This is a genomic window from Anaerolineales bacterium (assembly GCA_016928575.1).
GTDB lineage: Bacteria > Chloroflexota > Anaerolineae > Anaerolineales > RBG-16-64-43 > JAFGKK01.
Map to the genome: position 1 here is coordinate 1 of JAFGKK010000091.1, position 23427 is coordinate 23427.

Genomic DNA, 23427 nt, shown 5'->3' on the forward strand with positions numbered 1-23427 from the left:
CAGGCACGAGGCGATCTGCGAGCGGATCAGGCCCGCCAGCAGGATGCGGGTGATGAAGGATTTGCCGGTGCCGCTCTTGCCGAACACCCCCGAGGAACGCTCGACCAGCCGCGCCAGATCCAGGTTGACCCTGGCCTCCTCCATTTCCAGCGGCGAGCCGATGTGGAAGTGGAGTTTGTCCTCCTCGCCGAAGACCAGGTTGACTTCCGCCTCGCTGGCTTCGTCGACCCGCGAGAAATGGGCCGGGATGGTCTTGATCGGCCGGACTTCGCGCGCGCCCCCTTCAAGCACCAGCATCGGCGAGACGTGCATCGTCCCGTAGGCCATCGTCCCGAGGAAGGCCTGCTTGGAAAACTCGTCCTCTGCCGCGGGCGGGTTGGCGGCGAGCGCCGGGTTGAGGCTTTCCAGCCGGATGTCGGTCACCATCCCGAAGAAGGTCTTGCCCGTCTGGCCGCGTAAAACGACGTAGCGGCCGACCGCCAAATCCTCCAGCACGCTTTGCGGATGGAGTTTGACGGTCAACCCCTCGGCGAGCGAGCCGCCGACGACGATTCCCAGCGGGTGGTGTGCGGCCGAGAGCGGCGCGCGGGCGAGGGCTTGGTCGAGTTCGTTGTCGGGCATCGCAAGGCTCCCTTATGGTGTCATCCCCAGATTCGGTCTTCGGGCCGAGGGATCGGTGAAGGACGGACGGCGCTCATCGGTGTCATCCCGAAGCCGCTGCGGCGGCTGAGGGATCGGGACTGCATGGATGGAAAATAATGAACGGACCCATTACCTCGCCGATTCTTCGACCCCGGAAGGGATCTCGGGATGATATTCTGCGGTAGATGCGCGGATTCATCCCGCCAGCTGCGGCAGCAGCCGGTACAGCCGTGCCAGATCCTCCGCCAGCAGCCGGGTGAGTTCGCGCGCGGCATCCAGCCGGAAACGCTTCTGCGGATCGACGGGCTGGGCTTCGGCCGCCGCGCGCACGCAGGCCGCCAGCACTTCGTTCGAGGCCCCGGCCGCGATCAGGATCGAGAGGAAAGAAAAATTCCATCCGCCGTCCGCGGCCTTCAGAAAGGCGCGCACCTCTTCGCCGCCGCAGGGAACGACCGCTTCGAGCGCCGAGGGCGGGCGCGGCGGCAGGCGCTGGACGGCGGCGCCCTTGGCAAGGTAGCCGGCCTGCAGGACCCGCACCTCCAGCGGCGTCAACCGCCGGTCGCGCTGTTCCTTGATGTACGCCGCCTGCGCGTCGCCGGCCACCAGCTGGCGCGCGAAGGCGTCGTCGACGATGCGGATGTCGGCCACCACGCCGATCGACTCCGTACCGCCCGCCTCCGCGCGCAGGAAGGCGCCGATCCGCACGGCGGCGGATTGATCCTCCACGCAGCCGCACAGGTATTCCGCGGCGCCGCCCGACAGCACGCGGCCGATGGGGGCGGGATTCTTTTTTGGCATGTGAGTATTTCTCCTTCAGACCCCTCCCGTTCGCTCCCTCACCCCCAACCCCTCTCCCAGCTTATGCTGGGAGAGGGGGAACCGATGCACTTTCGGCGGGGTGAGGGGAAGGCCGGGGAGAGGCCGGCTTCAGTGTTTTCTCGCCCTTCCCTTGTGGGAAAGTTTCTCGGACCGGCTCACGCGTAATCCGCCGCGGATCAGCGACACCGCCATCTGCTCCTCGAGGTAGTGCTTTTCTTCGCCCGAGACGAAGGCTTCCTCGTCGGCGCGGATCAGCGCGTAGGGGTAGGGGTCGTTGAGGGTCACGGCGCTTTGCTCGACCAGGGCCGCATGCACCCGGTCCACCAGCGCCGGTTCCTTCGCCGTCCACTCGGGGATTTCCACCCGGGCGACCACCGGGTAGCGCCGCCCGACGTTGAGGTAGAAGAAATGCGCACTCTGGTTCGGTTCGCGGTTCCGGTACAAATCGTTCCAATAGGCGGCGAATTCGAACACCGCCGAGCGCTCGCCTGGAGCCAGAAGATCCTCAAACAGCACCCGGTCGTCGAGGCCCGGGAAGGGGGAACGTCCGCCCTGGCCGCGGCCGGAATCCGCCTTCGGCGAGGGATCCAGCGCCAGGTCAATCAGCGAAAGCACCGGGCTTCCGCCCGGGCGCGCGATATACCCGGCGATGGGGATCTTCTCCCGCGCCAAGCCGTCGATTGTGGAAAAAAAGCGGTTTTGCAGCGCTTGGCGTTCCGCGGGCGGAAAGGCCTTCTCGTCGATCCGCAGCGCGAAGCCGCCGTCGGCCAGCGCGAACACCGGCCGGCCGGGGGCGGCGGCCTGCTCCGCGGCGGCGAGCCGCGCCAGCGCCGCCATCTCCTCCACGGTGCGGCGCGCGTTGAGAACCGTGTTGGAAACCGGATTGCCGTCCGGAAGCCGCGCATCCTCCTCGAAGAAGACCGCCGGCTCGGAATCCGCGGCGGTTTCGCCGCAATCGGAGCGCAGGATGAAGTAGCCGATGTTGATCGCGTAAAAGAGCGAAGCCGAGTGCCGGTCCGGATAGACCTGCGATCCGTCGACGGCGACGACCGCAAGCGCGGCGGGCGCGGCGGGCCCTCCCTTTCGGAACGCGATCGCTTCGCCGCAGGCGGGCATCGCTCCGTTCCAACCGTGTTCCGCTACGGCCCGCGCTTTTTGGGGGAGGTCGTCGCGCTGCGCGGCGAGATCGAGTCCGCGCCGGACTTTGGGCAGATCGGCCCGCAGCTTTTCGGCGCGCGCGACGGCGCTTTCCCGCAGACGGTCGATTTGTTTCGATACTTTGTGCAGTCGCAGTGTCATGGGCAGGTGGGTGCCTGGTGCTAACAATAGGGTATCCACTCCTTATTGTCAAGCCAAGCGGACCAATTTCCCCGGCGGATTTTCTCCGAGACCTCGGGGCTTTTCCGAAAGGCGATATTCGATACAATATCCCTGTCCGGCGTTTTCCGAATCGGAGGGCGGTTTGGATTTTTTACGCTCCCTGACTTTCTATTTTCAAGACGGCCGCTGGTTCCGCAAGGTGCTTGTGGCGGCGGTTTGCCTGTGCGTCCCGCCGGCGGGATGGATTCTCGCGGCCGGATGGGCGCTGGAAATCTGCCGGCGCGCAATCCGCCGCGAGGCGGACGCCGTGCCGTCCATCCAATTCAGGCGGGATTGGGCGGGCGGCGCGGCCGTGGCGGGAGCGGTTTTGGTTTTCGGGTTGCCCTCGGCCCTGTGGATCGGGTTGGGCGCGACCGGTGCGGCGGTCATTTGGCGCGGCGGCGGAACGGGAGAAGCCGCCTTCGCCGCCTACTGGTGGATCGTGGAATTGCTGGCGGCGGGATTGCTTCTGGCGGGCGCGCTGGGCGCCGCGGCGGCGATCGGCCGCCTGGCGGACGGCGAGCGTTTTTGCCCGGCGGTCCGCTTCACCGGCGCCGTCGCCCGCGTTCGATCCGCGCCGGGTGCCTACCTCGCGGCAATCCTGGCCGGGTTTCCGCTCGCGCTTCTGGCCCTTTCCGGATTTTTGGTCTGCGGCGCGGGAACGGCCTTCACCATGGTGTATGCCCTGGGCGCGGAATTCCACCTTCTCGGACAGGCGCGCGCCTCAGCCGCCGAACGGGCCGCTTGTGGGTCGATTCCGGGACGGAGGTAACAATCGGCGTCTTTCCCCGTACTAAATGGTAGATGGGCAATCCAACAACCGGAGAACCATACTAATTTGATTTTGGAGGATTTGACATGGAATCGCCGAATGCCGCACTGCCGTCACCCGTCCCGCAGGCCAAGCCGCAGAAGGTCCAAACCATCGGGATCCTGATGCTGATCAGCGCGGCCTTGAACATCAGCATGGGCGCGGGATTTGTCATCGGGATGGCGCTCTCTGTCGTTCTGATCTGCTGTGCGCCGATCGGAGCCCTCCCGCTGGCGCTCGGGATCTTCGAACTGGTGTATGGGATCCGCTTGGTCGGATCCGGACGGGAACCCGTGTCGCGCCAGACCCTGCAAACCGTCGCGATCCTGGAAGTGATGTCGATCCTGGTCTCCAATATCGGATCCGCGATCGCCGGGATCGCCAACCTCGTGCTGTTGAACGAACGCGAGGTGATCGAGTACATACCCAACTAGAGGACGGAAGCGCAGGAGCGCGGATCCGGGCGGCGCCGTCGGCGCCGCCCTTTTTTTTACTGGGTGCCGAAGAGCGGAAGCGCAGGTGGTTAAGCGGCCCCGGTGATCGGCCGCGGCCCATCCCCGGACTGACCCGCGCCGGAGGGAGCGGGGGTTTTCGAAGCAGGCGTCCATGGTTGAAAATCCTGAAGGCGCTGTCAATAAAGTAAATCAATGGTATTTGTGAAAAATTCCCTGCCGGAGATAGTTCGTCATTCCCGCGCGGGGGTAACAGGAATCCAGGATTTCAATAGCTGGATTCCCGCTGCGAACACCCCGCTTCTAGGGGCAGGCGCGGGCATGACGATCCGGAGATAACTTAATGCTGTTTTTCGACAGCCCCTGACGATCAAACGACTGCAAGGCGTCAGCCTAATGACGCCGCCCTCTCGGTCAGCGGAGGGCTTAAAAGATTTTAACAGCCGCAAGACCGCCTATTGACGCCGTCAACCCGGTGCAAAAGACTGCGGTTGCCGAGTTTGTTCAGCGGTCTTTTTGCTGGCCAACGGCTTCGGCTTTCTGAAATTCATACGAATTTTTCGGAGCGGGTATATCTTTCAAGGGGGTTCCGACGTCCGATTTTCTTTACGCCGGGTTGGTAAGATGGGACGGTTCCCCAAAAAGCGGCTGGAAATTGCGAAAGACCGAATCCGTCGATTCCGTTATCGGCAATTCGCGGCGGATTTTATATTTTCGCGGCAAATGGGTTCTGGATCGGGTGGCCGGCCGGCTTGGCTACCACTTCTCCCAATGGACGATCTCGTCGAACGCTTTCCGTCCGGGGTGCTGAACCCCGGACGGAGGCTGGCTTTGCAGATCGAAGTATCCGAAGGAAACGCCGATGCGCGGATGCCATTCGACCGGGATGCCGAGAATCCGGCGCGCCGCCTCGGGATCGTAGAGGCTGGCCAGGCAGGAGCCGACTCCGAGCTCCCAGGCGGCCAACTGCATGTAGGCCGCCGCCTGCCCGGCGTCGAAGGCGATCGTGAATTTTTGGGAGGGGTCCGGCGTGGCGATGACCACCCCCAGCGCGGCGCCGGCGAGGTGTGAGGCGAATTTCCCCGTCTGCGAAAGCCGTTCGAGTTTGGATTTTTCGCGGACGGCGATGAAATGCCAGGGTTGGGAATTCTTGGCGGATTGGGCGCGCCGTCCGGCGAGGAGAATTTGCCGCGCCACAGGATCCGGAATTGGACGGGGGAGAAACGAACGGATGGCCTGCTTTTCGCGGATCGCCCGGGCGACGTCCATGCGGCACCTGCGGGGGCGCTCCGACCTTTGCGCGGCGCAGGCCGCGCGGCCGGGCTGGGGGTTTATTCGATCGTCTTGCGTTTGAATTCCGGAAGCGCGCGGAGGTAGACGATCCGGGCGTCGAACTGTTCGATGCGCCCGATCAGGCGCAGGCGCTCGAGTTCGTTGTCCTGCACCGGGTGACCGAAGGCGCCTTCGCGGAGGAAATCCCCCGTTTGGATATCCTGCAGGGTTCCTTCCTCCCACTCGATGACGATCGTGCCGTCCTGGAGGACGTACACCCAATCGCGGTTTACCGGTGTGCCACTCGCCATAAGAACCTCCGTGGGCGGAACCGCCGGTAGGGCTGGCAGGCGTTAGTGTACCATGCGCGCATTCGGTCGGCAAATCGGCGGAAAGACCGGGTGTCGTGCGCGGCGGGGCGTCGCCGGATTCACATCCTTGATTGTGCGTGGTTTCGCCCCTGACCGGCGGTGGAGTATTCTTCCATGTGGATTAAACGAGGTGGCAGGCCGCGAAGTGGCCGGGGCTTTTCTCTTCGAGCGGCGGATGCGCGCGGGAGCGGCAGACGTCGGCGGCCCGCGGACAGCGGGCCAGGAAGCGGCACTCCGGCGGCGGATCCACCGCGGCCTTCACTCCGCCGAGGATCTGCGGCGGCTCGCGGCGCGCGTGCGGATCCGGTACGGGCACCGCCGAGATCAAGGCCTGGGTGTAGGGGTGCAGCGGCCGGGCGAGGACTTCCTCGGTCGGTCCGGTCTCAACGAACTTGCCGAGGTACATCACCGCCAGCCTGTCCGCCATGTAGCGGGCCACGGCCAGGTGGTGGGTGATGAAGAGGTAGGAAATGTTCATCCGCTGGGCCAGATCGAGCATCAGGTTCATGATCCCGGCGCAGGCCGAGGCGTCGATCATCGAGGTGGGTTCGTCGGCCACGACCAGCGCCGGATACAGCGCCAGCGCCCGCGCGATCGCCACCCGCTGGCGCTGTCCGCCGGAGAGTTCCTGCGGCAGGCTGGCGAGGAAGGATTCGACGGGGGGAAGGCCGACGGTGGCGAGCATCTGCTCCACCCGTGCGCGGCGTTCGCGCGGCGGCGGAAAGCCGTGGATCGCCAGCGGCTCTTCAACGGCGTCGTAGACCGTCATCCGCGGATCGAGCGCGGCATAGGGATCCTGGAAGATGATCTGGACCCGGGAGCGGAAGAGCTTCTCCTGCGGGCCGCCTTTCAAGGCGGTTAGGTCGGTTTGCGTTCCATTCTCGTCGGCCAGCAGGATGCTTCCGGAGGCGGGAGTGAGCAGCCGAACGAGAAGCCGGGCGGTGGTGGTCTTCCCGCAGCCGGATTCCCCCACCAGGCCGAGCGTTTCGCCGCGCCGGATTTCAAACGAGATCCCGTCGACCGCATGCACGAAGGATTTCCGGCGCGCGAAAAGCCCGCGCTCGACGGGAAAAACCTTGGTCAGGTTTCGGACTTCCAACAACGGTCCGCCGTTCGGATTCGGGCTCATGCTTCGCCCCCCAGCGGCGCCCAACAGGCGGCGAAATGCCCGCCGCCGAAATCCCGCCATTCCGGATCGCGCCGGGCGCAGATCTCCCGAGCGCGCGGGCAACGGGGGTGGAAGGGACACCCGGAAGGCGGATGGAGGAGGTCGGGCGGTTCGCCCGGCAGGGCGGCGATGCGGACTTTGGGCCCGCGCAGGCTGGGAACGCTGGAAAGCAGGGCATGGGTGTAAGGATGCCGCGGGCGGTCGAACACCTCCGCCGTCTCCCCCCATTCCGCCCAGCGCCCGGCATACATCACGGCGATGCGTTGGCTGACCTCCGCCAGGACGGCGATGTCGTGGGAGATGTAGATCATGCTCATCCCCAGCCGCCGCTGAAGGGACTGCAATTCGCGCAGGACGGCGTCCTGGACGATGACGTCGAGCGCGGTGGTCGGCTCGTCGGCGATCACCAGGTCCGGATCGCAGGCCAGCGCCAGCGCGATCACCGCCCGCTGGCGCATCCCGCCGCTGTATTCGTGCGGATAGCGGTCCGCCAGCCCCTCGTCCAGGCCGACCAGGCGGAAGAGTTCGGCCGTGCGGGCGCGGATTTGACCGCGCGACAGGGAGCGGTCGTGGGCTTCCAACGCCTCGCGGATCTGGTCCGTCACTTTGTAGACGGGATGGAGCGAGTTCATCGCGCCCTGGAAGATGACCGCCATCCGGCGCCCGCGCAGGGGGCGGATCGCCTCCTCCGAAAGCGGGACGAGGTCCTCGCCGTCGAACAGCACCCTTCCCCCGCTGATGCGGCCGTTCTCCGGGAGCAACTTCAGCAAGCTGAGCGCGAGGGTGGTTTTTCCGCAGCCGGATTCCCCGGCCAGGCCGAGTACTTCGCCGCGCCGCAGGGCGAACGATACGCCGTCGACCGCCGCCGCCTCCCCGCCCCGGACGGCGTAGCGCACCGACAGATTTTCCACCGCCAAGAGGTTATCGTCCGCCATCGCCGTTCACCGGGCCCGCAGCCGGGGATGGACGACATCCTCCAGCGCGCGGCCGACGAGGTAAAAGGAAGAGCACAACAGCGTGATGCACGCCCCGGCCGGAAACGCCAGCCACCAGATCTCCGGACGGAGGAGGTAGCCGGAAGAGGCGGCCGTGTGGATCATCATCCCCCAGGTGATCTTAACATCGATCAGCCCGAAGTAGGAGAGGACCGCCTCGACGAAGACCGCCTCGGTCACGGTGAACATCATATACAAAAAGGAAATCGGCGCCAGATGGGGGATGATGTGGCGGCGGAGGATATGGCCGCCGCCGGCGCCCAGGGCGCGCGCCGCCTCGATGTAAGTCCGGGTTTGAATCGAAAGCGCCTGGGCCTTGATCACCAGCACCGTCCCGCCGAGCCCGGCGAACAGCCCGATCCCCACCGCGAGCTGAAGCAGGGTGAGCTTGAAAAAAGCGGAAAGGAAGATCAGGATCACCACCAGGGGCGTCATCAGGATCAGGTCGGCGATGCGCATCAGCACGGCGTCGAGCGCGCCGCCGAAGTAGGCCGCCGCCGCGCCGGCGCCTGTCGCGAGCACGACCGTCACCGCGGCCGCCACCGTTCCGAGCAGCAGGGCCGATCCGGCGCCGTGCATCAGCTGGCTGAGGACGTCGCTGCCGTAGGGGTCGGTCCCGAGGAGGTGAGCCGCCGAGGGCGGGGCCGGGTTGGGCGGCGGATTGGGCCGGCCGGGAGTCAGCGGATCGTACGCCTGCGGATCCCAGACCGTGTGCATCAGCACCGGATGCAGGGCCGCGAGCAGGCAGATGAACCCGATCCCGCACAACCCGGCCATCCCGGGCTTGTTGGCGGAGAGGCGGGCAAAACCCTCGCGGAGTCTGCGCCCTTCCGAGCGCAGGCGCAGGCCAAGAAGCGACTTGGATTCGCGGACCTCGTACTTTTCGATCATGATCCTATGCGCTCAAATCTCGTCCGGTTCCCTGTCTTTGCATGCCTGCCCGAAAGGGCAGGCGAAGCACTCCCGATCGTCTCCACTCAGCCAGCGTACTAAGAGGGACGGAATCCTGCCCTTTTCCATCCTTGTCCCTAACCCTTCACCCCTTTCCCCTCTCCTGGCATTAGCCAGGAGAGGGGAAAGGGGGCGGGGAAAGAGGCGAGGAAATCATGGAGACGGTTGGCTGAGTAGAGACTCCCGTTCCTAATCGGAAACCGCCTTCCGCCCTCCTCGCAAGGACCCTCCTGGGGTTTCTCCCGCCCCCTCAACGGTACCGGATCCGCGGATCAAGCCAGGCGTACAGGATATCCGCCGCCAGGTGGGCGAGTAGAACCAGCATCCCGGTGAACGCCATGGCGCCCGCCGCGAGCGGGATATCGGCCAGCGTGACGGCTTCCATCAGGGTGAAGCCCATCCCCTCCCAGGAAAAAACGGATTCGGTGATCACCCCGCCGGCCACGGAAAACGCCAGCGAGAAGACGAGCGTGGTGACGACGGGCAGCAGCGCGCCGCGGGCGGCGTGCCGGTCGCGGATTTCGTTCTCCGGCAGGCCTTTGGCCCGGGCGGCGAGGATGTAATCCTCTCCCAGGGTGTCGAGCATGCTGTTGCGGGTGATCAGCATGGTTCCGCCGAAGGAGATGAGAGTCAGCGTCAGCACCGGCAGGACCATATGATAGAGGATGTCGAGCGCGTAGCGGGCCTGTCCGTTGAGGATCCAATAGGCGCAGGCGGCGAGCAGGATCGCGGCGGCGGAGAGAACCCGGGCCTTCCGCCGTTGCGCCGGTCCCAGGCGGGAGGCCGCGCGGAAGGCCGTGGCGAAGAGAAGCGCCGCCGCCGCGGCCAGGACCAGCAACTGCAGGAAGACCGAATCGGCGTCGGGAGCGGATTCGCCCCAGACTTCGCAGGTTAAAAATTTTCCGGCCGGGAAGATCCGCAGGGCGCAGGCGAAAATCCACAAGAGGCCCAGCGCGAACCAGGGGGTGAAGACCGTGTAGAGTGTGATCCCCCCCAGGGTGACGGCGGTTTCCAACCGGCTGTTCCTCCTCCAAGCGAGGATTTTCCCGGCATGAAAGCCGAGGAAGAAGGAAAGCGCGGTAGCGGCAAGGAACAGCGCGAGCGTCCGCGGCGCCCGTTCGGCGAGGATCTCGATCACCGGGCGTGGATACTGGCTGAGGGAGAGGCCGAGGTCGCCGCGCAGGAATCCCCCCAGCCAGCGGGCGAGCCTCACCGGCGGCGGATCCTGGAGGCCTAACTGCGCCTCCAGCGCCTCGAGCTGAGCGACTGAAAGCCGACTTTCCCCGAAAAACGCGCCGAGGAAATTCCCGGGGAGCGATTCCAGCAGGAAGTAGATCAGGACCAGGAACAGAAAATAAGTGAAGACGATCTGCAGGAGCCGCAGGGCGACATACCGCCGCATGCCTGTCTCGATTCTCCGCCCGGCGCAGGGCCGTTTTTTTCCTCCGGACCGCGTCCGGCGGCTAGGAAAGCGCAACCACCGACGGCAGGCCGTAGAGGTACTGCAATCCGCCGTAGGTTTGGGTGTACGGGAATTCCACCCGCCGGTTGTAGATTTCGTAGATTCCGGTGTCGAACAGCGGGATCCATGGAACGGCGGTGGCGATCAGCACTTGAATCTGGTCGGCGATCGGCTTGCATTCGGTGTACGATCCGCACGAGAGCAGCTGGTCCGAAAGCTGGTCGAAGGCGCGGTTCGAGTATCCGCCGGCGTTCCAGCCGCCCTTGGCCGCCTCGCGGCTGTGCCAGAAATTGCGCAGGTACGAGGGGAAGAGGCCGGCCTGGTTGCCGAGCAGGAACATGTCGAAATCCTGCTGTTGGATGGTGCGGCTGAAGAGCGCGTTGAATCCGAGCGGTTGGACGCGGATCGGGATCCCGAACTCGTTCAACCACTGGGCGATCCAGAGCGCGAAGGTAGCCCGCAGTGGATCGGCGCTGTAGGAAAACGACAGCAGTTCGAGCGTCGCCATCTTATCCCCGTCCGGGGTGACGAGGGTTCCGGCAGCGCGGACGGCGGCGCTTTCCGCATCCCAGACCGGAATCGATCCGTCGCTCCAGGAATAGCCGGCGGCGACGAGGATCTCCACCGCCTTGTCCATCCGTTCCGCGCGGGTCATCGGCGCGCCGTCGGGGGTGAATCCCCAGCGCGGCAGGTCCGGCTTGTACCAATCGGCGTTGGCTTCGGGGACGAAAGAATAGACCGGATAGGCGACGCCCTGCAGGATGGTGTCGGTCAGAAACTCGCGGTCGATCAGCGTGGCGACGGCCTGGCGGAACGCGGCGTCGCCCATCGGTTCGCGGCGGGTGTTAAAGCCCAGAAAGCGGAAGGCGACGGATTCGTTCTGGACGACGGCCAGGTTCGGATCGTCCTGGACGGATTCCGCGAGCCCCTTCGGCAGGCCCTGCGGATTGAGGAGAATGTCGATCTCGCCGTTCTGCAGAGCCAGGACCGCGGCGTTCAGGTCGCCGTAAACGGAATACAGCGCCTTGGCCGCGAACGGCCCGCTTTTGTATGCGAAGGCCTGGGCCCCTTCGGGGGTTCCGTAGGCGCTGAAGGTGTAGCCTTTCGGTTTGGACTCGCGGTACGCGCCGTTTTCGTATCCCTCGAAGGCGACGCCGGAAAAGAAGTATTGCTTGTTGGCCTTCAACTCCAGGAAGCTGCCGGCTTCCTCGCGCGAGAACAGGAACGCGCCGGCCAGCGGCTCGTCCTCGTCGGCGAGGGCGAAGAGCTTCTCGGCGGCTTCGGAACGCCGGGCGAGATACGCGGCCCAGCCCGGATCCTCGACCCCGCGCTCAGGCCGGTCCGGATCCGCGAGCCCCTGGGCGGCTTCCTCCACCAAGGGTGCCCAGTAATGCTCGCAGGCGATCGTCGCCGTCAGGGTTCCCCATTCGTGGCTGGCCATCCCCGGTTTGGCGGAGTAAACCAATTTGACGGTGAGGTCGTCCGGTGCTTCCACCGACTTCAGGTAATCCCCGTCCGCCCAGACGCTCCAGTTCCCGCCGGTCAGGCCGAACCGCAGCGAGGTATTGAGGGTGAATGCGACGTCGCCGGCGGTCAGCGGTTCGCCGTCCGACCAGCGGATTCCCTCGCGGAGTTTGACCGTGCTGACCCAGACGTCGCCCTCCTGTGCGAGCGGCGAGGCGAAGTCCGCGGCGACCTGCGGAATCAATTGGAAACGCTGGTCGCTGACCCCGAAGAGCGACAGGCGCATGGGGCTCTGCACGGCCAGATCCCAATAGGTCGGCAGGGCGTTGATTCCCCAGACATTGCCCTGCGAAGGCTGGGCGAGGATGCCGATCCGGTAGGTGTCTTTCGACGCCGAAGCGCCGCCGCAGGCGGAGAGGGCGAGCAGAATCGCGAGCGGCCCTCCCAAGCGGAGAAGGGATGTTCGTCTCATGGGGAATCTCCTGTCGGACGGGTGTGGGAGCGATGCGCGCGGAGCAGGGCGAGGCGGGACGGGAATGCCGCGGTCCCCTGCGCCCCTGGTTTTTCCGATCGGACGGTTTGCCACCGCTCACCTGTTTTCGCGCGAAGAGGGATGCCGACTTCCGCAGGAATCCGGGGAATCCTCACGGATGAAAATTTTCCCTACTATATCCGAAGAGGGAAAGGCGCGTCAAGCAGAAAAAGCCCGCGCGGGAGAAATTTCCGCGCGGGCTCTGCGGCGTGCGGCGCGAGGGCGGTGCGGCAAAGGCTACGAGGGAATGTCGAAGGCTTCGAGATTCCACAAGGCGGAGGCGGCGGTGGGATCCAGCGCCAGCCCGGTCAGGTCGGGGCGCGCGATAGCCGTCTTCACCGTCAGGTACAGCGGAATCGAGGGCAGATACTCGGCGAAGATCCGCTGGGCCAGCAGGTGGTTCTGAACGTACGCGGCCGAACCCGGAAGCGAACGCCGCGCCAGATCGCAGGCCCCGTCGTATTCGGCGTTCGAAAAACCGGTCAGGTTCGATCCCAGGTATCCGTTGTCGACGTCCGGGATTTCCCCCGAGGTGTACAGGTCGCAGGGCGGTTCGACGCCCGCGACCCAGGAGAATTGGGCGGCCTCGAAGAGCCGTCCCAGCAGGAAGCCGTCGGCGTTGGCCACGAACATCGAGCCCTCGCCGTAGGTGGCGACGTATCCGATTCCGCATTCGAGCAGGCTGTTGCCGAGGATCCCGACCGTCTTTTGCCGAAGTTCGGTGAAGATCATCGCGGCGTTGAGGATCAGCGGCGTTCCGTCCTTCACGCCGGACACGCCGGCCGCGGTCCGCGGGGTGCGGGGGTCGTCGTCCGCGTCGACCCAGCCGATCTGGTTCAGCAGGATGCCGGCTTTCTGCGGATCGAACGCGTACTGGGCGACATCGCTGTTGTGAAGCGGATGCTGGGCGGGAAGGTAGGCGTCCGGAACGGAGGAGAGTCCCATCAGGGCGTTGTCGACAACCTTCTGGCGGTCCAGGCACATCGCGACCGCCTGGCGCAGGCGCACGTCCTGATAGTAGGAGGGAACCGAGGGCGACATCGGCTGAAGGTTGAAATCCAGGTGCTCCCAGGCCGTGCCGGTGGTGAACGAAGCCTGCAGGGCGTTCTGGTTCTTCAGGTCGACGATTTCGGAAAGCTGGTCGTCCAGGTGGACGGTCTGGTCCACGACGTCGCATTCGCCGGAGATCAGGGCCGAGACGCCCATCCGGCCTTCGTTGTTGATGAAGCGGAGGTGCAGGGTGTCGAAGTGCGGGAGCCCTTCGGCGGCGCGGAAGTAGAACGGATTCTTGCGCAGGACGATTTCGGTCGCGGCGGTCCAGGATTCGATGACGTACGGCCCCCAGCCGATGGGCGTCCGGGAGGATTCCTCCGCGGTCAGCAATTCGGCGGGGGTCATGCCGCCCCAGGCGTGGCGCGGCAGGGGGGGCCAGAACTGGCGGGAGTAGGCCGGGTCGATGTTGCCCGGCAAGCCGGTCCAGCGGACGGTCCGTTCATCCAAGGCTTCGTAGGATTGCGTGCCGACGATCGCCCGGCTCATCCCGTGCGGGGAGGGGGTTTCGGCGGAGGAAGAGACCTCGAAGGAGTAGATGGAGTCGTCCGCCGTCAAGGGCTGGCCGTCGGACCAGACCAGGTCCGGCAACAGGCGGAAGGTCGCTTCAAGCTGGTCCATCATCACGGTTCCGCCGGAGTAGGAGGCCACGCAAGAGGCGTCGTAGCATCCGGCGGGGCGGTATCGGATTCCGGGGATCAACAGGACGGCGGCGCCGTAGTCGTCGTAGATTTTGTCGCCTTGTTTGACCGCGACCGTCCGCAGAGTGGCTCCTTGGTTTTCGAGGGTTGGCAAGGATTCGAGGATCACCGGTTCGTAGGCGTAATTGAGGGCATCGATCGGGCCGTCGTAGATCGCTTCGAACACGGTTCGGGCCGCCAACCCCCCGCTTCCGTAAAGGTAAAGGCTCTTCGGCTCCTCGCCCATGCAGACGGTGAGGCTGCGGGCGGAGGGAGAGGTGGCGGTCGGCGCGTCGGAATCCGTCGGAAAGGCGGTCACCGGCGTAATCGGCGAACTTCCGGAGCAACCGGCGGCGAACAGCGCCGGGAGAATCGCGAGCAGGGTTCGAAGGGCGGAGCGCGGATTGCGTTTCATAGGATGTTTTCCCCCGATGGGTTTGGATGCCGGACTCTAGCACGAGCCGCGTCAACCGGCAAGGGAGGCTAGTCCTCCGCCGGATCTACTTCTTCTAGCCGCCAGGCGCGGACGCGGCGCCGCTCTTCCTCGCTCAGCGAGGCGCGGAAAAGCAAGTCCGGACGGCGCAGGTAGGTGCGCCACAACGCTTGTTCGCGCCGCCAGCGCGCCAACTCGGCGTGATTCCCGGAAAGCAAAATCTCCGGGACGGCCCAGCCGCGGAACACCGGCGGGCGGGTGTAGTGCGGGTATTCCAGCAATCCGCCCGCGTGGCTGTCGTCGCGCGCGCCCTCCTGGTCGCCGAGCGCGCCGGGCAGCAGCCGGGCGACGGTTTCCACCACCACCAGCGCCGCCAGTTCCCCGCCCGAAAGCACGTAATCGCCGATGGAGAGTTCCTCCGTCGCCAGATGCTCCCGCACGCGCTCGTCCACGCCCTCGTAGCGGCCGCACAGCAGGGCGAAGCCGCCGCTTTCCGAGAGCGCCCAGGCCTTCTCCTGGGTGAACGGCCGGCCTTGGGGCGTGAGCAGGATCACCGGCGCCTTGGGCGGCGCACCGAGCGCGGATTCCACCGCGGTGAAGATCGGCTCCGGCTTCATCACCATCCCTCCGCCCCCGCCGTACGGGGCGTCGTCGGTCACCTGGTGCTTGTCGGCGGCGTGGTCGCGGATGTTGTGCAGGCGGACCGCGAGCAAGCCGCGGGCGACGGCGCGTCCGAGGATGCTCTCGCGCAGGGCGGGCTCGAGGATGCCCGGAAACAAAGTGAAGATGTCGATCGTCAGCATGGGCTTGGCGGACACATTCTAGCCGGTCGGGAGGAGGTCCGCAACCTGGGCGGTTTGGCCGATACAGGCGTCATGCCGAGGGGCTGAAGACTCCGAGGAAGCGGAGGCGCCTGGACGGAGGAAGGCGGTCAGCGGGTTGGGTTTCATGCGAAACCGATTCCTCGGCCTCTGAAGGGGCCTCGGAATGACCTCGTTCAGACGATGACGATTCCTCGGGCTGTCGGCTGTCGGAAAGACCTGCTCAGGATGGCTGCCGGTATAATCGAATCGCCATGGCCCGCGAGCGGACGTATCAAACCGAAGCGCTGGTTCTGCGGCGGCGGAACTGGGGCGAAGCCGATAGGATCCTCACGCTCTTCACGCCGGGGCGCGGCAAGATCCGCGTGCGGGCGGTGGGAGTGCGCAAACCCGCTTCGCGCAAGGCCGGCCACCTGGAGCTGTTCCACCGCGCGAAGTTGTTCCTGGCCCGGGGGCGGGATTTCGACATCGTCACCCAGGCCGAAACCATCGACGCCTATGCGGCGCTGCGCGAGGATCTGGTGCGGTCGGCGGCGGCTTCGTATGCGGCGGAGCTGCTCGACCGGCTTTCGCCCGAGGAGTCGGATAATCCCGACGCCTACCGGCTTGCGGTCCGCACGCTGGAGGAGCTTTCCGGCGGGGGCGATCCGGCCTGGATCCTGCGCTGCTACGATCTGAAGCTGTTGGAATGCAGCGGGTACCGGCCCGAGCTATCGCTGTGCACCGTCGGCGGCGAGCAGATCCGCGCCGAGGACCAGTTCTTCTCCCCGGCGCGGGGCGGCGCGGTCTGTCCGCGCTGCGCCGAGAGGGCGGAAGGGCGATTTCCGGTGACGCTCGCGGCGCTGAAGGTTTTACGCCACGTTCAACGCTCGCCGTTGGACGCGGCGCTGAAACTCCGGGTGCGGCCGGAGACCTTGGATGAATTGGAGGAGCTGTTGCGCCGATCCATCCAGTTCGTGCTCGAATCCCCCCTGCGCTCGCGCAATTACCTCGCCGAAGTCTCGCGCGGGGGAGGGTTATAATCCGGCCATGTACCCGCGGACGATCGCCGAGTTCCTCTGCCGCGCGCTGATCCTGCTGATCGTGTTCCCCGCCCACGAGCTGGCGCACGCCGTTGCCGCCACCCGCCTGGGGGATCCCACCCCGCGCCTGCACGGGCGCCTGACCTTGAATCCGATCAAACATCTGGATCCCTGGGGGTCCTTGCTGTTCCTCTTCGCCGGGATCGGCTGGGCCTCGACGCCGGTCAATCCGGCCTACTTCGGGGAAAACCGCCGCTTGAAAATGGGACTCGTCTCGTTGACCGGGCCGGCGGCCAACTTCGGATTGGCTGTGCTGGGGGCGGTTCCGTTGTATTTCTTTTCGTGGACTCCGACGCTGACATCCACCAATGCCTTGTTGCCGGAACCGGCTTACTTCTTCACCCTATTCGTTTATTTGAACTTGCTGCTGGCCTTTTTCAACCTGATTCCGATCGCTCCGCTCGACGGCGCGCAGATCCTCGGGGCGGTGCTCCCGGAAGGATTAGCCGTGAAATACGAATCCGCGCAGCGCTACGGTTTCTACGCCCTGCTGATCCTGTTCTTCGTCCTGCCGATGATGGGCGTTAGTGTGGTGGGTTTGCTCGTCCGATTTCTGGTGGCGCCGGTCTTTTTACTGCTGTTCCTCGGTCTGCCCTGAGGCTCCGTCCGCGGATGAAAAAGCCCTCTTCCCCAACAAAGGGGATCCCTTGCTGCTACGTTCTGCGGTGCGCCGACGGGTCCTTCTACACCGGATGGACCAACGACCTGCCGCGCCGGATCCGCCAACACGAAACGGGCCATGGCGGGCGCTACACCCGCAGCCGCCGCCCGGTGAAGCTGATGTATTTCGAGCGCCAGGAGGACAAGCGCGCGGCGCGGCGGCGCGAGGCGGAGATTAAAAAACTCCCGCGGGCGAAGAAAGCGGAACTGGCGTCGGGGAAAAAGAAGCCGCGGAAGCTCGGGAAAAAGGCCGAGAAGTGATTTTTCGCCACGTTGCCGTCCTCCGCCGTCCGCGGCATCGGCGTTGAACGACCGGCGAAGGATGTTATGACAAGCTAAAAAACGGTTGAGCTTCCGATAGCCGCGGGCGGTTTCGAGACGCCTCGCCTGGATGCCGAGGCTGCGAGGCCGCCTTCCCTTCCTTTTCATCAACTAAAAAAAGGAATACAATTCGGAAGGCTTATCTGCAAAGGAGGGTGCCGCGAATGAAAAAGCCTTTGCCGGATCGACGGAGTTCTCCATCCCCGAATCCGCCCCAACCCCGTCAACCCCTTTTTTTCGCGATCGCGTTTGGCGCCGCGTTGGTCTTTTCGTGCAGCATCTTCACCACCGCTCAAACGCCGTCCGCCGCCATGCCGTCCGAAGCCGCGTCGCCGCCCGTTACAGCCACCCTGAGCGGCCCGTCCGTGGAATCGACGGGCGAGCCGCAGGCATCCGTTCCGACCGCCTCGCGAACGCGCAAGCCCACAGGCACGCGGGTGGCTAGAACCCCTACGGACATTTTCGACGCGTGCGCCGAAGTCACCGGATTGACGGCCGATGAAATCCGGAATTTTCTTAACATGATCAAGGACTTCATCGCCAACGAAAAGCGCTCGGACCTGGCCGGATTGGTCAAGTATCCGATCCAAGCGTATCTGGGGGAAACCCGCACGGCCATTTCGAGCGCGGATCAATTCGTACAGCATTACGATCAGATTATCAATTCGAAAATCCGGAACGCCGTCCTGCATCAAAAGGATGAAGATCTCCGCTGCACCTACGAGGGCGTCGGATTAACCCACGGCGAAATCTGGTTTTCTGGCATCTGCGGCGATGCCTCCTGCGGGGAATATGCCATTTACATCATCGCGATCAATAATGATATGGGCGGATAAGGGGGGGCTGAGCGGATACGAAAAATTTTATTTTTTCGTATCTGCTCAGCCCCCCTTATCCGCCCCTCGGGCGCCTTCTCCCAGCCCTACATCTGCGGATGAAGATATGCATTTGTTGAAAGCCCTCCAGCTTAAGGGATGGGCTGGGAGAAGGATGGGATGAGGGGGGAATAATTGGATGATTTTTCGACTTTTTTCAATCCTTGCATCATGCTGAGCAAATGTATTTTTTCTTTTGTTCCTCTTGTGGCCAAAATGGCCGCATGGGGCACAAAAGGCGCATAGAAAAACGCATTCGTCTATTGGTAATACCTTCGAAGCACGCGGCAAACGGCCAGGCTGATCCAGCATCGGGCGCCGCGGACCTTGGCGGTCTCTTTCACACGCGCGTGCGGTTTGGCGTACGTCACCCGCCACAGTCCGTCCCTTTCCTGATGACGGACGAGCCAATCCAACGCCTTGGCGATCCGCGGATCGTCGGCGGGCAAGCCGATGCGCGAGACGGAATCCAGCGCCGCGACGAGGTTGTTCCACCAGAAGGGATATTCAAAGCGGATCCAGTATTCCGCCGACTGGTAAGAGGTGTAGACGTCCGGCTGGAAGAAACGGTCCGCGAGCAGCGACGCGGCGGCTTTCGCCTCCCGCGTCCTACGATACTTCGGGTGGACGGCGAACGCGCGCAGAACCATGCCGGTCCAGTTGTGGGAGAAGGGTTTTGTGCGGTCGGGCTCGACGACGTCCATGTGGCTGCCGGTTAGGCGGTACATCTGCTTGCCGTTGAAGGGATGGGTGAGAATCGGGATCGTCCATCCGCCGTCGTCCTGCCGCATGGAGCGCAGCCAGCGGAAGCATTTTTCCGCGCGCGGATCGCTCCCGTATCCCGCTTGGACGAGCAGGGAAAGGACGGCGCCGGTGTAATACGTGGCGTATTGGTCCGCCAGGAATCCGCGGAAGTCGCCGTCCGCGGTCTGGCAGGAAAACAAAAATTCCGCCGCGCGCTCGGCCTGCGGATCCTCGCGGGTGAACCCATACATCTCCACCAGGATTCGGAAATATCTCCAGGTTTCGACCAGGCGGTAGTTGACGGCGGGATGCTTGACCCGCGCGGCGGGAACCGGAAAGGAGCCGTCCCTTTGCTGCTTGCGGAGGATCTTCGCCGCGTCCGGCAACCGCCACAATTCTTGGATGGGGCCGGCGTCCTCTCCCAGAAGGTCGCGCCGGACGAAAAACCGCAGGGCTTCGTTCCCGTGCGCGTGCAGCGGCGGGATCGGATCATGGGCGAGGGATTTCTGCCAGGGCTGCATTCGGAGGGAAACCTATGGGTTCGGACAATGTAAAGAATATTGTATTCCGTTTGCTGACGGACGGCGGCAAAAAAACCGAGGTGCGGAGATGTGAAGCTGCAATGTTTTGCCTTGGGCCATCGCGTCTCAGCGCCTCCGCAATGCAGAGATTCAATTCTTCGCGCGGGGGCGCGTAGGCGCAGAAGCGCGATGCGAATTGCCGTCCCGGATCTCCGGAGTCGTATCGTTTCGAATCATTTGGACGAATTCGAATTCGCCGCCGTTGGTTCGCTGAAGATGGGTCTTTTCCTTTAGAAAGCCCAGCTTTTCGTAAAGCCGGATCGCCCTTTGGTTGAAGGCCGCCACTTCCAGGTGGAAACGCTTCGGATGAAAGCGGCGGCGGGCGAATTCCAATCCCGCCTGCACGAAGGCGCGCCCCAGCCTTTGGCCGGTATCCTCCGGCCTCATCCCCAATCCCAGCTCCACGGCCCCGCCGCGGACGTCGAAGCAGAAGAAGCCGGTCAGCTGGCCGTTCCCGTTCAGGACGGCGAAATATCGGTTTTCCCAATTGCAGGGGTCCAGCAATTCCGCCAGATCCTCGGGACCCTGCGCGAAATCGTAAAATGCATAGACGCCGTCGTAATGCCAGCCGGCGACGGTTTGGGCGTATTTGGTGTTCATGGGCGCAAAATGATAGGCCATCGGCGCGCCGGTCCTCCGGGGTGCAACGGATTATAATCCGGTTGCGTATGCATCAATGTATATTTTCGGAGGATTCTTCCATGAAAACCGTCGTGGTCTACGATACGGTGTTCGGCAACACGGAAAAAGTGGCGCAGTCGGTGGGCGCGGCCTGCACGCCGGCCGCCGCGGTCGTTCGGGCCGGCGAGGCCGGCAAGGACGCGCTGGCCGGCGCGCAACTGGTGATCGTCGGGTCCCCGACCCGGGCTTTCCGTCCCACGCCCGCCCTGAGGCAGTGGATAAAATCGCTCCCCAAGAACAGCCTGCACGGCGTCCGGGTCGCCGCGTTCGACACCCGGATGGACCTTAAAGCGCTCGACAACAAGTTCCTGACGTTCATGGTGGGCCTCTTCGGATATGCCGCCAAGCCGATCGCCGACGCGCTGGCGAAGAAGGGCGGAACGCCGGTTCTTGCGCCGGAAGGGTTCATCGTCACCGCCAGCGAAGGGCCGCTGGCGGAAGGCGAACCGGAACGGGCGGCGCAGTGGGCGAAGCGCGTGCAATCCGCAGCGAAAGGCGTTTGACCGCCGATTCCAGACACCGTTTCTTCGTTGCGTATGGATTCGATGAGACGGGAGTGCGGACAGCAAAAGGCATCTCATTACCTTGTGAATGGATTGTTGTTGAGTGTGTGTGAGGAATTCCGGGATCATCCTGCCGGGATCGATATGGAAATTGAAAATGGGATAGAGAGGAGGGTGATGACATATTTCTATTCACCGTATCGGCAAGGGATTGATTTTCATTCTTTTCGGGCAATGACACAATCTACACCAGGGAGGATGCCATGGAATATTATAAAATTTGCCCGTCTTGCGGAATAAAAAACAAGTGCAGTAATTCGTTCTGCGAATGCGGGGTCGACCTTGCTTCGGTGAAGACCATGGCCGCCGCTGCCGGCGACGAAAAGGCGGCCGGCGCATTTTCCGCGGACCGGCCGGGTTGCTTGACCGTATACGCCCTGCTGATCTACGGATCGGGAGTGGCCTTCAGCCTGCTGGGGGTTGCCGGAGGAATCGCGGCCCTAATCTACGAGCTGATCAATGGCCCAGCTTCCTATATCTCGATGACGGTTTTCATCATTGCGGGATCGGCGGGGTTCGCCGCCTTCTATTCTTTCTTGACCCGCGGATACTTGGAAATGCGCCCATGGGCGCGGTATTGGGCGATACTCGTTCACGGAATGAATGTGCCCGGCAGCCTGACTATGAGTTGCTCTGCGGTTGGATTTATCACCGCCGCAATCGATAGGGGCGATTCCGGCGCCGTCGCCATCGCCGTTCTCGCGGCCGCGACGATGATCGGCGTGGTCGCCTTGAACGGATACACCCTGTATTGGTTCATTAAAAATGGTAAATATTTTTCATAACCACAACTTTCCCATCTCCCTAAGTGCAATTTGAGGGGTGGGGAAAAGGCACCAAACGCCGTCTTTGGATCGTCATCCCGAGTTCTCCCTGCCTTCGCTTGGTATGACGATCCAATGACCGCAAGGCATCCTCGAGAAACACCGTCCTCCCGTTGGATGGCCCCGCTTTTACAGCACCCTGCTGAATGGTCCGTGCCTCCGCCGGATCCGGCGCGAGATAGCGGTCCAAGAATCCGATCACCCGCGCCTCGTATTCCCCGGGGCGGGCGAACAGCGCGTCGATGTGCCCGTCTTCCTCGCGGAACCAAGCTTCCTTCGGCTCGAGTGCGGCCTCGAAATATTGCCGGTTAAAAAGCTTGTCCCTTCCGGCGGCGATCAGCAACACGGGCGTGGGCGAAATCCGCGCCATCGCGTCCCGCATCGGTTCGGGATTCCAGATCCCGGTGGCGGCTTGCGCGAAGAAGTACGTCATCCACATCGACGGCGCCCAAAGCCTGTCCGTCGGATCGGTGCCCTGGAACCAATCCGCAAAGGTCGGGTAACCGCATCCTTCGGCGACCACCGCCGAGAGCCGGCCGGTGCCGGCCGCTGCATACAGCGCGATCCGCGCCCCGGCCGAAAGGCCGAGGACGCCGATCCGCTCCGGATCGACGTCGGGGCGGGTCTGCAGGTAATCGAGCGCGGCAAGACGTTGCGGTGCGCATCCCAGCCGAAGGCGTACAGGCCGCCTTCGCTTTCCCCCTGCGCCCGCGTATCATAGAGCAGGACTCCGTACCCGTGGCGGGCCAGGAGTTGGGCGTGGTAGAGGGTGCCGGTGCGGTTGCCGTTAAAGGCGTGAACGAGGATCACCGCCGCGCGGTTGGCGGAAGGGATATACCAGCCCCGGAGAGTCAGGCCGTCTTGCGTGGCGAAGGCCGCGTCCGCATACCCCATCCCGAGATCCGTCGGCGAGGCCGAGCCGAGGGGGAAGCGCTGCGGATGCAGAGCGGCGTACGCGTCGACCGCGGGGATGACAAACAGGTAGACGAGGAAGAGCAGGAACAGCGTGAACAGGATCAGGTCGCGCCAGTACTATCGTCCGCGCTTCAGGAAAAAAATCCGAGGCATGCGTTTCTCCCGGAGGCTCCTCCCCCGATCATACACCAACCCTGGTTTTTCCGGGGGCGCCGTCTGAATCCTCCGCCTTCCGCCTTTGGCCGGGCGGGGGAGGAGCGCAGACCGGTGTGGCTCAGCTCAGCCGCACTCCCGGATCCCGTTCGTACCCCGAGCCCATCCGGCACAACTGGTCGAGCGCCGCGGCGAACAGGTCGAACAGGTCCTTCAGCCGCTGTTTGTCGGTGATCACGCCCACGGTCTGGAAATACAGCTCGTCCACCCCCTCCGGGAAGGATTGTTTGAACCAGCCCTCGTCGTCTTTGACCTCGAAGTGGATCGAAGGTTGTTTTTGGATCATCTGGCGGATCTCGAGGTTCGAGAGCAGGCGGTAGACAAGGTCTTCCGAGGAGGATTGGATGATGAACTCGTCGTCGAAATACGAATCGCCGATTTCGATGTCCTGGGTGCCGAGCAGTTTGGCGATCCCGCTGAAGATGTTCTTGCGGTAGATGTTGAAGCGGAACCCGTCCGGATTGACGAACGGGGCGCGGAAGCGGGTGTAGGTGACGCGGGTTTTTCCGGTGCTGACGGTGTAGGTGTCGAGCGTGATCCGCCAATCGCGGTGGGTTAGGGTGACTTTGCTGTCCTTGAAAAATCCGCCCGGGTTGTACTCGGCGCCGATTTCCCGGCTGAGTTGGGACCACATCTCGTCTTTGCTGGGGCCGAACAGACCGCGCAGGATGCTCATAGATGGAACT

General features: G+C 64.0%; 24 protein-coding genes. 8 read left to right on the plus strand and 16 right to left on the minus strand.

Annotated features, from left to right (window positions below):
• From JW929_11475 to JW929_11485, 3 genes are all read right to left on the minus strand, one after another.
• Nucleotides 1-621: DUF87 domain-containing protein (locus JW929_11475; protein ID MBN1440019.1), on the minus strand; the 621-nt coding region annotated here is incomplete at its 3' end.
• A 216-nt stretch (nt 622-837) separates the two neighbouring features.
• Nucleotides 838-1440: a hypothetical protein gene (locus JW929_11480; GenBank protein MBN1440020.1), complete on the minus strand. Its 603-nt coding sequence runs from the start codon at nt 1438-1440 to the stop codon at nt 838-840.
• A gap of 129 nt (nt 1441-1569) precedes the next feature.
• Nucleotides 1570-2760, minus strand: a complete 1191-nt coding sequence (locus JW929_11485) for a DNA double-strand break repair nuclease NurA (GenBank protein MBN1440021.1) — start codon at nt 2758-2760, stop codon at nt 1570-1572.
• Nucleotides 2761-2923: 163 nt separating this feature from the next.
• On the opposite strand from JW929_11485, the gene JW929_11490 reads away from it, so the two are divergent.
• Together JW929_11490 and JW929_11495 are read left to right on the plus strand one after the other, a co-directional pair.
• Nucleotides 2924-3592, plus strand: a complete 669-nt coding sequence (locus JW929_11490; protein MBN1440022.1) for a DUF4013 domain-containing protein — start codon at nt 2924-2926, stop codon at nt 3590-3592.
• Nucleotides 3593-3678: 86 nt separating this feature from the next.
• On the plus strand, nt 3679-4065 hold the full coding sequence (locus tag JW929_11495) for a hypothetical protein (GenBank protein ID MBN1440023.1): 387 nt from the start codon (nt 3679-3681) through the stop codon (nt 4063-4065).
• A 774-nt stretch (nt 4066-4839) separates the two neighbouring features.
• Here the strand turns inward: JW929_11495 and JW929_11500 are convergent.
• The 9 genes from JW929_11500 to trmD all read right to left on the minus strand — a co-directional run bounded on the left by JW929_11500 (nt 4840) and on the right by trmD (nt 15261).
• On the minus strand, nt 4840-5352 hold the full coding sequence (locus tag JW929_11500; GenBank protein MBN1440024.1) for a nitroreductase family protein: 513 nt from the start codon (nt 5350-5352) through the stop codon (nt 4840-4842).
• Between the two features lie 62 nt (nt 5353-5414).
• The gene (locus JW929_11505; GenBank protein MBN1440025.1) at nt 5415-5666 is read right to left on the minus strand and encodes a hypothetical protein; all 252 of its coding nucleotides are present in this window, start codon (nt 5664-5666) and stop codon (nt 5415-5417) included.
• Nucleotides 5667-5847: 181 nt separating this feature from the next.
• Entirely contained in the window at nt 5848-6855 is a 1008-nt protein-coding gene (locus tag JW929_11510) for an ABC transporter ATP-binding protein (GenBank protein ID MBN1440026.1), read from the minus strand.
• Entirely contained in the window at nt 6852-7829 is a 978-nt protein-coding gene (locus tag JW929_11515) for an ABC transporter ATP-binding protein (protein MBN1440027.1), read from the minus strand. Before JW929_11515 ends, JW929_11510 begins: the two co-directional genes overlap by 4 nt.
• Before the next feature lie 6 nt (nt 7830-7835).
• Nucleotides 7836-8780, minus strand: a complete 945-nt coding sequence (locus JW929_11520; protein MBN1440028.1) for an ABC transporter permease — start codon at nt 8778-8780, stop codon at nt 7836-7838.
• Nucleotides 8781-9090: 310 nt separating this feature from the next.
• Nucleotides 9091-10242, minus strand: coding sequence for an ABC transporter permease (locus JW929_11525; protein ID MBN1440029.1), 1152 nt, complete (start codon nt 10240-10242; stop codon nt 9091-9093).
• A 61-nt stretch (nt 10243-10303) separates the two neighbouring features.
• The gene (locus JW929_11530; protein ID MBN1440030.1) at nt 10304-12238 is read right to left on the minus strand and encodes an ABC transporter substrate-binding protein; all 1935 of its coding nucleotides are present in this window, start codon (nt 12236-12238) and stop codon (nt 10304-10306) included.
• 297 nt (nt 12239-12535) lie between these two features.
• Entirely contained in the window at nt 12536-14443 is a 1908-nt protein-coding gene (locus JW929_11535) for a hypothetical protein (protein MBN1440031.1), read from the minus strand.
• A gap of 68 nt (nt 14444-14511) precedes the next feature.
• A complete protein-coding gene (trmD, locus tag JW929_11540; protein MBN1440032.1) occupies nt 14512-15261 on the minus strand; it encodes a tRNA (guanosine(37)-N1)-methyltransferase TrmD in 750 nt (249 codons plus the stop codon).
• Nucleotides 15262-15536: 275 nt separating this feature from the next.
• Here trmD and recO point away from each other — a divergent pair, with 275 nt between their 5' ends.
• The 4 genes from recO (at nt 15537) to JW929_11560 (ending at nt 18181) form a co-directional block, all read left to right on the plus strand.
• Nucleotides 15537-16304, plus strand: coding sequence for a DNA repair protein RecO (recO, locus tag JW929_11545; GenBank protein MBN1440033.1), 768 nt, complete (start codon nt 15537-15539; stop codon nt 16302-16304).
• A 7-nt stretch (nt 16305-16311) separates the two neighbouring features.
• Nucleotides 16312-16962, plus strand: coding sequence for a site-2 protease family protein (locus JW929_11550; protein ID MBN1440034.1), 651 nt, complete (start codon nt 16312-16314; stop codon nt 16960-16962).
• 14 nt (nt 16963-16976) lie between these two features.
• Nucleotides 16977-17285, plus strand: a complete 309-nt coding sequence (locus tag JW929_11555; protein ID MBN1440035.1) for a GIY-YIG nuclease family protein — start codon at nt 16977-16979, stop codon at nt 17283-17285.
• A 224-nt stretch (nt 17286-17509) separates the two neighbouring features.
• Entirely contained in the window at nt 17510-18181 is a 672-nt protein-coding gene (locus JW929_11560) for a hypothetical protein (protein MBN1440036.1), read from the plus strand.
• Nucleotides 18182-18480: 299 nt separating this feature from the next.
• On the opposite strand, the gene JW929_11565 is transcribed toward JW929_11560, so the two are convergent.
• Complete coding sequence (locus tag JW929_11565; GenBank protein ID MBN1440037.1) at nt 18481-19485, minus strand: terpene cyclase/mutase family protein; 1005 nt, start codon at nt 19483-19485, stop codon at nt 18481-18483.
• 150 nt (nt 19486-19635) lie between these two features.
• Nucleotides 19636-20166, minus strand: coding sequence for a GNAT family N-acetyltransferase (locus tag JW929_11570; protein MBN1440038.1), 531 nt, complete (start codon nt 20164-20166; stop codon nt 19636-19638).
• Between the two features lie 80 nt (nt 20167-20246).
• Here JW929_11570 and JW929_11575 point away from each other — a divergent pair, with 80 nt between their 5' ends.
• A complete protein-coding gene (locus JW929_11575) occupies nt 20247-20729 on the plus strand; it encodes a flavodoxin family protein (GenBank protein ID MBN1440039.1) in 483 nt (160 codons plus the stop codon).
• A 263-nt stretch (nt 20730-20992) separates the two neighbouring features.
• Nucleotides 20993-21574: a hypothetical protein gene (locus JW929_11580; GenBank protein MBN1440040.1), complete on the plus strand. Its 582-nt coding sequence runs from the start codon at nt 20993-20995 to the stop codon at nt 21572-21574.
• Between the two features lie 19 nt (nt 21575-21593).
• On the opposite strand, the gene JW929_11585 is transcribed toward JW929_11580, so the two are convergent.
• Nucleotides 21594-22283, minus strand: coding sequence for a dienelactone hydrolase family protein (locus tag JW929_11585; protein MBN1440041.1), 690 nt, complete (start codon nt 22281-22283; stop codon nt 21594-21596).
• A gap of 519 nt (nt 22284-22802) precedes the next feature.
• Nucleotides 22803-23417, minus strand: a complete 615-nt coding sequence (locus JW929_11590; GenBank protein MBN1440042.1) for a hypothetical protein — start codon at nt 23415-23417, stop codon at nt 22803-22805.
• Nucleotides 23418-23427 lie beyond the last annotated feature (10 nt).

Excerpts from the sequence above, each read along its gene's own strand:
- JW929_11560 (MBN1440036.1), top strand. The coding sequence starts at position 17,510 with ATGAAAAAGCCTTTGCCGGATCGACGGAGTTCTCCATCCCCGAATCCG.
- JW929_11485 (MBN1440021.1), bottom strand. The coding sequence starts at position 2,760 with ATGACACTGCGACTGCACAAAGTATCGAAACAAATCGACCGTCTGCGG.
- JW929_11555 (MBN1440035.1), top strand. The coding sequence starts at position 16,977 with ATGAAAAAGCCCTCTTCCCCAACAAAGGGGATCCCTTGCTGCTACGTT.
- JW929_11505 (MBN1440025.1), bottom strand. The coding sequence starts at position 5,666 with ATGGCGAGTGGCACACCGGTAAACCGCGATTGGGTGTACGTCCTCCAG.
- JW929_11575 (MBN1440039.1), top strand. The coding sequence starts at position 20,247 with ATGAAAACCGTCGTGGTCTACGATACGGTGTTCGGCAACACGGAAAAA.
- recO (MBN1440033.1), top strand. The coding sequence starts at position 15,537 with ATGGCCCGCGAGCGGACGTATCAAACCGAAGCGCTGGTTCTGCGGCGG.
- JW929_11530 (MBN1440030.1), bottom strand. The coding sequence starts at position 12,238 with ATGAGACGAACATCCCTTCTCCGCTTGGGAGGGCCGCTCGCGATTCTG.
- JW929_11525 (MBN1440029.1), bottom strand. The coding sequence starts at position 10,242 with ATGCGGCGGTATGTCGCCCTGCGGCTCCTGCAGATCGTCTTCACTTAT.
- JW929_11520 (MBN1440028.1), bottom strand. The coding sequence starts at position 8,780 with ATGATCGAAAAGTACGAGGTCCGCGAATCCAAGTCGCTTCTTGGCCTG.
- JW929_11495 (MBN1440023.1), top strand. The coding sequence starts at position 3,679 with ATGGAATCGCCGAATGCCGCACTGCCGTCACCCGTCCCGCAGGCCAAG.
- JW929_11565 (MBN1440037.1), bottom strand. The coding sequence starts at position 19,485 with ATGCAGCCCTGGCAGAAATCCCTCGCCCATGATCCGATCCCGCCGCTG.
- JW929_11580 (MBN1440040.1), top strand. The coding sequence starts at position 20,993 with ATGGAATATTATAAAATTTGCCCGTCTTGCGGAATAAAAAACAAGTGC.
- JW929_11500 (MBN1440024.1), bottom strand. The coding sequence starts at position 5,352 with ATGGACGTCGCCCGGGCGATCCGCGAAAAGCAGGCCATCCGTTCGTTT.
- JW929_11590 (MBN1440042.1), bottom strand. The coding sequence starts at position 23,417 with ATGAGCATCCTGCGCGGTCTGTTCGGCCCCAGCAAAGACGAGATGTGG.
- JW929_11480 (MBN1440020.1), bottom strand. The coding sequence starts at position 1,440 with ATGCCAAAAAAGAATCCCGCCCCCATCGGCCGCGTGCTGTCGGGCGGC.
- JW929_11510 (MBN1440026.1), bottom strand. The coding sequence starts at position 6,855 with ATGAGCCCGAATCCGAACGGCGGACCGTTGTTGGAAGTCCGAAACCTG.
- JW929_11550 (MBN1440034.1), top strand. The coding sequence starts at position 16,312 with ATGTACCCGCGGACGATCGCCGAGTTCCTCTGCCGCGCGCTGATCCTG.
- JW929_11570 (MBN1440038.1), bottom strand. The coding sequence starts at position 20,166 with ATGGCCTATCATTTTGCGCCCATGAACACCAAATACGCCCAAACCGTC.
- JW929_11535 (MBN1440031.1), bottom strand. The coding sequence starts at position 14,443 with ATGAAACGCAATCCGCGCTCCGCCCTTCGAACCCTGCTCGCGATTCTC.
- JW929_11515 (MBN1440027.1), bottom strand. The coding sequence starts at position 7,829 with ATGGCGGACGATAACCTCTTGGCGGTGGAAAATCTGTCGGTGCGCTAC.